Annotated in this window: 7 protein-coding genes and 1 pseudogene; all 8 read right to left on the bottom strand. The window is 34.9% G+C overall.

The window, feature by feature from the left end; genetic code table 11:
- Positions 1 to 3: 3 nt before the first annotated feature.
- On the bottom strand, positions 4 to 450 hold the full coding sequence (locus KQI71_RS11485) for a stage III sporulation protein AF (RefSeq protein ID WP_216436272.1): 447 nt from the start codon (positions 448 to 450) through the stop codon (positions 4 to 6).
- Positions 451 to 454: 4 nt separating this feature from the next.
- On the bottom strand, positions 455 to 1,573 hold the full coding sequence (locus KQI71_RS11490; protein ID WP_216436273.1) for a stage III sporulation protein AE: 1,119 nt from the start codon (positions 1,571 to 1,573) through the stop codon (positions 455 to 457).
- Positions 1,570 to 1,959 (bottom strand): SpoIIIAC/SpoIIIAD family protein, encoded by a 390-nt coding sequence (locus KQI71_RS11495; RefSeq protein ID WP_216436274.1) that lies wholly within the window; start codon positions 1,957 to 1,959, stop codon positions 1,570 to 1,572. The genes KQI71_RS11490 and KQI71_RS11495 overlap by 4 nt, the downstream gene beginning before the upstream one ends.
- A 19-nt stretch (positions 1,960 to 1,978) precedes the next feature.
- Positions 1,979 to 2,176, bottom strand: coding sequence for a stage III sporulation protein AC (gene spoIIIAC / locus KQI71_RS11500; protein WP_216436275.1), 198 nt, complete (start codon positions 2,174 to 2,176; stop codon positions 1,979 to 1,981).
- Positions 2,177 to 2,188: 12 nt separating this feature from the next.
- Positions 2,189 to 2,707, bottom strand: a complete 519-nt coding sequence (locus KQI71_RS11505) for a stage III sporulation protein AB (RefSeq protein WP_216436276.1) — start codon at positions 2,705 to 2,707, stop codon at positions 2,189 to 2,191.
- The gene (gene spoIIIAA / locus KQI71_RS11510; protein WP_216436277.1) at positions 2,700 to 3,632 is read right to left on the bottom strand and encodes a stage III sporulation protein AA; all 933 of its coding nucleotides are present in this window, start codon (positions 3,630 to 3,632) and stop codon (positions 2,700 to 2,702) included. The genes KQI71_RS11505 and spoIIIAA overlap by 8 nt, the downstream gene beginning before the upstream one ends.
- Positions 3,633 to 3,693: 61 nt before the next feature.
- Positions 3,694 to 5,682: a DNA topoisomerase gene (locus tag KQI71_RS11515; RefSeq protein ID WP_216436278.1), complete on the bottom strand. Its 1,989-nt coding sequence runs from the start codon at positions 5,680 to 5,682 to the stop codon at positions 3,694 to 3,696.
- A 277-nt stretch (positions 5,683 to 5,959) separates the two neighbouring features.
- Positions 5,960 to 6,337: pseudogene (locus KQI71_RS11520) on the bottom strand (hypothetical protein); the annotation flags it as partial.

Raw genomic sequence — 6,337 nt, forward strand, 5'->3', positions numbered from 1 at the left:
CCTCTACTCACTTACATTTATATTAGAATCTTTCAGATTATAGAATCCTAAAAGTATCGTTTTTATTTTCTTTTCCCTTCTACTCTTTTTATCTGTTTGTATGTTAATAGACTTCATTTCTCCATTGTCATTCATTTCTACTTCTACACGAAAAACTTTGATCTTATATTCTTTTAATATTTTTTGAATTTGTGTTTCCATTTGCTGCTTTTTAGCTTCCTTTGCACTTTCTCGAAAAGAAAATGTAGGAATTTCCTTCGTCATAGATGAAAGCGTTTCTTGTATGATTTCCTCTTTTCCTGTCAATGATAAAACTGGTTGTAACATTAAAGAAATCAGCATAAACCCAATGACAAGACTGATATACGGTTTATATTTTGTTCCATCCACCAGCTGTCCAACAAGTGTGGAAAGAATTAAAAAAAAGATAATCGATCTGATCCATGTCATCTTCTCACCCCGCATAATAATTTACATTGGTTGAAAAAGCAATCATTGCAATAGAAAGGATAAATAGAGCCGTAATCGTAAGAATCGTACTTAACATCATCTTTCCACTTTGAATCACAGCATCCATCGCTCCTGTTACCCTGCGATCAGAAACTGGCTGTAAAAGAATTCCCGTACCAACATAAGAAAGAACAACCACTCCTATTTGTAAAAGCGGTGGTACAATCAAAAAAATTAAAATCAAAATTCCAGCTGCTCCAATACTATTTTTTATGACAACTGCCCCTCCAAGCATTGTTGTCATAACAGAATTCATTCCACCTCCCAGCCCTGGAATGGATGAAATTCCTTTCTGAAATGCTGTATTCTTTAAAGAATCCATTGCCGGCAAAAGCATAGATTGAATCATTTGTATTCCAAGAATGATGGATAAAAAACCTTTTAACGACAGTTTTACGATTTTTTGAATACTCTTACATAGTCTGGAAAAATGTTCTTCTTCTGAAATATGATTGACCATTTTTAAAACAAAAAAAACCTTAATCATTGGAAAGATCAGATGTTTTGTTAACATAGACATTGCATAGATAAGCATTAAATAAAATTCATAAACGGCTGTCGATGTTGATACTCCAGCTGTTGACACAATTGCAATCGAATAAGCTGTAATCATTCCTTTCATATAATCTGAGATCGTCTGCATCAAATTTTGTGTCGTTTCATTAAAAAAATAAAAAGAGTCCGCCATAAATCCAATCAAAAGTACATAAGTAACATAAAACGCTGTATTTCCAGCATTCCCTGGAAAAAAAGAATCTGAAAGAGTTTTAAACACCGCCGCAACCAAAGATGCAATGATCATTTGTCTTAAAAATTTCTGATTAATGATCAAAGAATGAAACAATTCCTCTGATATTTTCTGCCATAAATATTTCATTGCGCCCAAAAGATTTCCAGATGCTAGCTTTTCTACCACTTTTATCAAAGAAACATCACTTTTTTGATTGGAAAGAACGGTCTGTGCCTGCTGCAAAGAAGTTTGATCTATCTTATCAACGGATGCCAACACCACCTGACAAGATATAAAAAAGGGAATTATAAGACAAACCATCCATTTTTTCATAAACTACTCCCGATCAATTTTTGTATTGTTTCTAACAGCCCTTGAAAAATAGGAATACTTACAACAAGAATTGAGAGTTTCCCAATAAACTCCATCTGTTTTCCAATCGTAGCCTGTCCTGCATCTTTACATAGATTGGATGTAAATTCACAAAGAAAAGAAATCCCTATCAATTTTAATAAAATTTTAAAATAACTTTTGGGAATTCCAGAATATGTTTCAATTGTTTCAAAGATTTCAAGAATCTTTTTCATCTCCTTTAAGCCATACAAAGCAAGTACGATACTAGAAATTATTCCAAGAGCCAGTCCGATTTCCGGTCGAATGGTTTTGATCTTCATTGCCGCAAGGCTTGCAATCATTCCAAACAGTGCTGCCTGTATCATAATACTATCACCCCCATTGTCATGAAATCGTAAAAAGCGTTTGAACACTCTCAAACAAATCATAAATATATGGGATTACCCATGTCAAAACAAGAATTAGCCCTGCTAATGTTAAAAGGAATGCCTGCTCATCTCTTCCAGAATGCTTTAATACCTGAACAAGAATTGTTACAAGGATTCCAACAGCTGCAATACGAAAAATAATATTTACACTCAAAAAACCACCTCTTTAAATCAAAAGAATAATCAGCAGTAAACTAAACGAAAGTCCAAGGGAACGATACATTTTACAATTTTTAATGACACCATCTTTCATTTGAAAAATTTGTTCTTCTAGTTGTTCAATGGCGAATCCAATCGTTTTCTCCTGCATTTCTTTATCAAGATAACCCATCGTTTCCCCCATAGAATATAGATCCTTTAAAAATTTAGGCTCCAAAATTACACCCTTTAAATGTGTCTGTAAAGCATGACTCCATACAGATGAAAAAGATTCCTCTGTTCTGGAAGAAAGTTGTGTAGATACCTGAACAAGAAATGGCTTCCACTCATCTGACGTTTTATCTGCTATCGAGGCGATGGCTTCCGGAAGCGGTGTAAATCCATAACGTATCTCGCTTTGTAATAAATAAAGCATTCGTTTTAAATCAATGCCCTGCTCAAGTTTTTTTTGTTCTCTAGCAGCCTTGGAAAATCCAAGACATATTCCAGAAAAAATAACAATGAGAACTCCTATAATTTTAATCATGTATTTCCACCCCGTTTTCATCTAAGATTTTTTTTACGATTCCCGGACGTTTCCCACACTCTAATAATACATATCTTTGAAACATTTTTTGATTTACTACCTCTTTCATATAAGGATTTTTTAAAAGTGCATCTCTACTTTTTCCGTGTGCCGTCGCAAGTAGTGTACATCCACGAAAAGCACAAAACATCAAGGCATCTACATCTTCCTTACTACCAATTTCATCAACAGCAATCACATCCGGTGCCATAGAACGTATCATCATATTCATTGCAATATCTTTTTTACATCCATCAATGATATCTGTTCGAATCCCGAGATCATTTTGAGCAACCCCCTGATAAGACGCTGCAATCTCACTTCGTTCATCCACAACAGAAACCGTTTCTCCTGCATTGGAAACAAAACGAATCAGATCTCTCAAAATAGTTGTTTTTCCACACCCAGGTGGTGATAACAACAACGTCGGTAAGAGTTTTCCATTTCTTTGACATTTTTCATAAACTTTCTGTGCACATCCAAAAATTTGATGTGCTACTCGAATATTTAAACAAGAAATATGCTTTAATGTCCGGACTGATTCACCATCCATAACAGCCGTCCCAGAGAGTCCAATTCTATGTCCTCCACGAATCGTTAAAAATCCTTGACGAATTTCTTTTTCGTATGCATACAAGGAATAACTACTGATATATTCCAACGTCTGACGGATTTCTTCCCTTGAAAGTTTCAAAAGGTCTTCCTTTTTCTTTGTCAAAAAGCCATCTTTTGTTAAAAAATATTCCCCTTCCATACAATCTATCATGATTGGAAGCCCACTTCTTAGGCGTATTTCTTGAATATTTTGTATCTCTGTCCCATTTTTTTCAAGCAATGACCTTATTTTTAATGGCAGTATTCCAAAAATCTCATTTTCCTTTCCCATATATCCTCCCTTTTTTCTGTATAATCAAATATATGGAAAAAGGCAAAAAAAAAGACTCCTGTTAAGGAATCTTTTTATTTTTTTCATAATAAGGAGCAATCAGATCAAACGATTTTTTCAATTGATATTGCATATTGGTTTCTTTTACTCCATTTGTCTTTTGTGCTACAAAAGTACTTAATTTTTGCATATATTCTTCTTCACTAACGCTTCCTTCTGCCACATAAGTAAGTCCTTTCTCCCAACTAGCTGTCAATGTTGGATTTAACAAGGATGCTATCGATGCATTCACAACATTCACAATCATCTCTCCTATCATGGTTGGCGTAACTACCTGTGTTTTTTTATTTAAGGCAACATATTTGTTTGCAATCAATTTTTTCACAATTTCTGCACGAGTTGCACTCGTCCCAATCCCACTTCCTTTGATCTGTTCTCTTAAATCCTCATTTTCAATTAGCTGCCCTGCATTTTCCATTGCAAGAATAAGAGATCCTGAATTATAACGTTTTGGAGCTGTTGTTGTTCCATCTTTTATCACATGTTCTTTTATTGGTAAAAGACTTCCTTTCTTTAAAGAAGTAAGCGCATCGATCTGCTCTTTGCTTAATGCATCCTCCTTTTGATTTTTCCCAGCTGGAAGAATCTTTAAATATCCCGGATCTGATAACATGCGAAAATTTGCCGTAAAAGTTTCTTCCACTGTTTTTGTTTCCAAACGAATTTTTGTATAAATTGCCGGTGGAAGAAAAATACTTAAGAATCTTCTTATAATCATATCATAGACTTGCTTCGAAGTTTGTGTAAGTGAAGCACAAACTTGCACTGCCTGTCCCGTTGGTATAATTGCATAATGATCCGTAATTTTCTTATCATCTACATATTTTGTCTTAGCAATTCCCATTTGCTTTTTTTCTTTCAAAATTTCTGACGCCATATCAGACAATGGGGTATATGCCATTAGTCCTTGAATATTTTTATGAATCTCTTTTGCAACAGCTGTCGACATTACTCTTGCATCCGTTCTTGGATAAGTAACCATCTTCTTTTCATATAATTCTTGTACAATCTTTAAAGTTTCATCCGGGCTTAATTTTAATACCTTAGAACATTGATTTTGAAGTTCTGCCAGGTTATAAAGTAATGGTGGATTTTTCCTTTCCTTACGTTTTGTACAAGACTCTACCTTTGTTTCTCCGTGACAATGTTCATCCAAATATTTCACGAATTCTTGTGCTTCTTTTTTATCTAAAAAACCATTATCTTTGTAAATTTTTGGTGACTGAAAGTATTTAGAACCTTTCACTGCCTTCCATTCTGCCTCTACTAAAAATCCCTGACAGTCAAAATGTCCCATGATGCGATAAAATGGTGTCGGAACAAAACTTCGTATTTCTCGTTCTCTTTTTACAATCATTCCAAGAACGCAGGTCATAACTCTTCCAACTGCTACAACAAGACTCCGTTTTTGATTCAAATAATTTCCAAGAGTCCATCCATATTTTAAAGTTAATGCTCTGGAAAAGTTAATCCCCATTAAATAATCTTCTTTTGCCCTTAAGTAAGCAGCAGATGCTAAATGATCATATTCACTTAAATCTTTTGCTTCTCGTACTCCACGAATCACTTCTTCCTTTGTCTGTGAATCAATCCATACTCTTTTCTTTTTCTTATTTTTTCCAACATTTGCCTGCTGATCAACCAAACGGTAAATATATTCTCCCTCACGTCCAGAGTCTGTACATACATAAATCGTATCAATATCCTGACGATTTAAGAGAGAACTTACAATATCAAATTGCTTTTTCACACCCGGAATTATCTCATAGATAAATTGCTGCGGAATAAATGGAAGCGTATCAAAATCCCACTTTTTTAATGATGGATCATAAGCATCTGGATAAGACATTGTTACAAGATGTCCCACACACCATGTAACAACTGCATTTTCTCCTTCCAGATACCCATCCATACTTTTTGCATTTAATTCAAGTGCCTTGGCAAATTCTCTTGCCACACTTGGTTTTTCTGTAATAAATAGTGCTTTCAAACCATTACCTGCCTTTAAATAGTTTATCAAATATTATATCACACTCACTTTCAATATGATATAATAAAATTTAAACGAGACTGACTTCTCGTACTGTATGAAGAAAATTTTATACTTAATATTTTGATAGTGTCAAATGATCTATGAAAGATTGGGACAAAAAAATGGCTCAGATGAACCTTGAAAATCGCAGATATTTTTAGTCTGAGGAATAGGGACGCCACCCTTGACAGCACACAAAAGAACTGCTGTAAGTGGCCTACCGACGGCGAAGAACTCAAGAACAGTTAGAGCCTTCGGCTTGAAGCTTTTGAATCGTTTTTTGCCCAAGAAAGATGAGAAGCTGCCATTTACCCGGCATGTTATCAGCACCGTTTAGCATATCTACTTTGTTGAGTACCTGATAATGATTATGTTTATGGGGACGAAGAAAGTTGTAGTAGGCTACCCACAGTGCCAGATCATAACTGGCCCCGTCGTAGATGTTGAACTGAAAGTTATCCTTTTGCGGCATCCATGATGAACCAGATGTAAGCTTTGATACCACGGACTTTGATATAGGTTTCATCGGCGGTAAAGACACTGCCAGACTTATAGTCGTAATTATCAATAAAGGGCTTAATACAGACAGCGGCAGTTTTACAATAGTTAGCGA

This window comes from Anaerostipes sp. MSJ-23 (genome assembly GCF_018918155.1).
Lineage (GTDB): Bacteria > Bacillota > Clostridia > Lachnospirales > Lachnospiraceae > Anaerostipes.

Bases quoted from the DNA above. Each gene is read 5' to 3' on its own strand.
- KQI71_RS11490 (WP_216436273.1), bottom strand. From the start codon at position 1,573: ATGAAAAAATGGATGGTTTGTCTTATAATTCCCTTTTTTATATCTTGT.
- spoIIIAA (WP_216436277.1), bottom strand. From the start codon at position 3,632: ATGGGAAAGGAAAATGAGATTTTTGGAATACTGCCATTAAAAATAAGG.
- KQI71_RS11505 (WP_216436276.1), bottom strand. From the start codon at position 2,707: ATGATTAAAATTATAGGAGTTCTCATTGTTATTTTTTCTGGAATATGT.
- KQI71_RS11485 (WP_216436272.1), bottom strand. From the start codon at position 450: ATGACATGGATCAGATCGATTATCTTTTTTTTAATTCTTTCCACACTT.
- KQI71_RS11495 (WP_216436274.1), bottom strand. From the start codon at position 1,959: ATGATACAGGCAGCACTGTTTGGAATGATTGCAAGCCTTGCGGCAATG.